Source organism: Flectobacillus sp. (genome assembly GCF_049240685.1).
Taxonomy (GTDB): Bacteria; Bacteroidota; Bacteroidia; order Cytophagales; family Spirosomataceae; genus Flectobacillus.
In genome coordinates, this window is record NZ_JBMLSD010000093.1 from 1 (window position 1) to 3,098 (window position 3,098).

General features: G+C 38.6%; 2 protein-coding genes. Both read left to right on the plus strand.

The window, feature by feature from the left end; translation table 11 throughout:
* Positions 1–635 (plus strand): PepSY-associated TM helix domain-containing protein (locus ACOVQ4_RS04380; protein ID WP_421819434.1); only part of this gene is annotated, 635 nt, incomplete at its 5' end.
* 12 nt (positions 636–647) lie between these two features.
* The gene (locus ACOVQ4_RS04385; RefSeq protein ID WP_421819435.1) at positions 648–3,059 is read left to right on the plus strand and encodes a TonB-dependent siderophore receptor; all 2,412 of its coding nucleotides are present in this window, start codon (positions 648–650) and stop codon (positions 3,057–3,059) included.
* Positions 3,060–3,098: the final 39 nt, after the last annotated feature.

The following is a 3,098-nucleotide window of genomic DNA, read 5'->3' on the forward strand; positions in this document are numbered from 1 at the left end:
ATGTAAAAAACTGGCGTCGCAAAAATTATGATTTACACAATGTCCTAGGATTTTATTCTTCCTTTTTTGCTTTAATAATTGCGATGACAGGCATTTTTTATTCTTTTTTTGCAGTAAAAGCCTTAATCTATTTTACGTTTTCAGGAGGACAAACTAAGTATCCAGACTTCTCAAATTACAAAACTTCGGCACCAATTGAGCAAAGAAACGCTCAAACAATCGACAAAATATCGAAACAAGTAGAACAACGATTCCCTAATGCCTACGGCTATCGCATCGACTTGGGACAAGAACACTTAGACGACCATAAACATGAAAATTTATCGGTTTTTGTAAAAGAATTATCCTACTCCTACCATAAAAATCATAATCTTTTTTTCGACGAAAATTCTGGTAAACTCTTGTATGTACATAAGCACCAAGATAAAAACCTTGGAGAAAAAGCAATCGCTGCCAACTATGATATCCATGTAGGGTCAATTTTTGGGATATGGTCCAAGATATTGGCTTTTGTGGTGAGTCTTATCTGTGCGAGTTTACCCATAAGCGGATTCCTCATTTGGTGGGGTCGTCGAAAAAAGAACAAGGAAACATCAAGCAAAAAGCAAATTTTGACAGAAACTGTCACTCACTAATTTTATAAAACAATGAAAGTAATTTTAAATTTTTTGGTCTTAGGAATCCTAAGCCTTGGGCAGTGTTTTGCCCAAAATGAGCGAGCAAAACTCAGTGGAAATATCAAAACTTCTGACGGAAAGCCAGCAACGTATGTAAGTGTACAACTCATTGAAATCAACCGTGGTACTTTAACAGATGCCAGTGGTACGTATAGTATTGAGCGTATTAAACCAGGAAAATATACCTTGAAATTAAGTTTGATTGGTTTGGAGACACAAGAGCAAAAAGTAGACTTAAAAGCTGGTCAACATGCTAAACTAAACTTTACTCTAAAAGAAAGCGCTGAGCAATTAGACGAGGTAATTGTGTCGGGAGGAGTGAACAAATTTGCTCAAAAAGAGACAGATTACATTGCCAGAATGCCATTGAAAAACTTAGAAAATCCACAGGTTTACAACAGCATCGGTAAAGAGCTTTTGAAAGAACAAATGATTGTAAGCTTTGATGATGCCTTGAAAAATGCCCCAGGTGTCAATCGTCTATGGTCGGCAACGGGTCGTGGTGGCGATGGTGCAGGATACTTTTCTATGCGCGGATTTGCAGTACAGCCAACCATGGTAAACGGCGTAGCAGGACAAACCAACGGTGGTATTGACCCCGCAAACATCGAACGTATCGAGAGTATTAAAGGACCTTCAGGAACGCTTTTTGGGAGTAGTTTAATTTCGTTTGGCGGACTATTGAATATTGTAACAAAAAAACCTTACGAAACTTTTGGAGGTGAGGTATCCTATTCGATTGGTGGTTATGATTTGAGCAGACTCAGTTTGGATGTCAATACGCCACTCGATAAAGAAAACAAGCTTTTGATGCGTGTGAATGGTTCGCACCAATATCAAGGAAGTTTTCAAGACGCTGGATTTAGAAAAAGTACTTTTGTAGCACCAAGCTTTAGCTATAAAGTAAATGACAAACTAAATGTCAATATAACGGCCGAGTATATGACTCAAACTGGTACTAATCCATTAATGATTTTCTTAAATCGTTCTCGAAAACTGATTGCTACCAACCCTAGTGAATTACAATTTGACTACAACCGTTCTTATACAAGCAATGATATTACCATTACCAACAACACGCTAAATATCTTCGGTCAGGCGAATTATAAAATTTCTGACAAATGGACATCTCAAACCAATATCGCCAAAAGTGTAAGAGAATCAGACGGGTATTATTCGTACATTATGTATTTGCAAGCAACCAATGATACCTTGGTGAGCAGATACATTGCAGACTTGACCTCGACGGTTACCACAACCAATTTACAACAAAACTTTATTGGTGATTTTAATATCGGGAAAATCAGAAATAGATTCCTATTCGGATTTGATTATTTACAACAAGTGGCGCTAAACAACAACACCGCATACATACTTTTCGATCAGGTAAATACCAGTAGAAGCAACGACCCGCGTTATCCTTTGTTGACTAGACAAGCCCTGGATGCCAAAATTGCAGCCAACACTGCTCCAACCAAAACAAAGGCCGTAAGCAATACCTATGGCATTTATGCCTCGGATGTATTCAATCTTACCGAGCAATTGATGGTAATGGCAAGCTTGCGTTATGACCACTTCGAAACCGTTGGCACTACCAACTTTGCGACAGGCGTAACCTCTGGTAATTATAACCAAGATGCCTTTTCGCCAAAACTAGGGGTTGTTTATCAAGTAATCAAAGATAAAGTTGCAGTATTTGGTAACTATATGAATGGTTTCAGAAATGTAGCACCTGTAACACAACCATTGGCCGATATTAGCGGAACATTCAAGCCTCAACAGGCTAACCAATTTGAAGGAGGTATCAAGGTAGATTTATGGCAAAACAGAATCAATTTTACTGCTAGTTATTACGACATAACCGTCAACAATATGACACGTGCAGACGTAGTAGTTCGTGATGGAAAAACCTATAACATCACCGTTCAAGACGGAACTCAGATTAGTAAAGGTATCGAATTTGACTTGATTGCTAACCCGATTGCAGGATTGAACCTCATTTTCGGATATTCGCATAATGATAGCAAGCAAACAAAAGTTGCCGAAAGTTTACTCAACCGTCGTCCAGTAAGTGCAGGTCCTGCGGATTTAGCTAACTTTTGGGCTAGCTACACACTTCTTCAAGGTAAAGCCAAAGGTTTAGGATTTGGCTTGGGAGGAAATTACGCAAGCGAAAACCTTATTACTAACAATTCGGTAACGGGCGTATTCACGCTACCAAGTTATACAGTGCTGAACGCTTCAGTGTTTTATAGTATTTCAAAAATGCGTTTAGGATTAAAACTCGACAACCTTACCAACAAACAATACTTCAGCGGCTGGACCACCATCGAGCTACAAATGCCAAGAAGATTAATGGCAAATGTTAGTTTTAGTTTTTAAGATATCAGTCCCACTCCGAGGAGTGGGACTTTTAGTTTT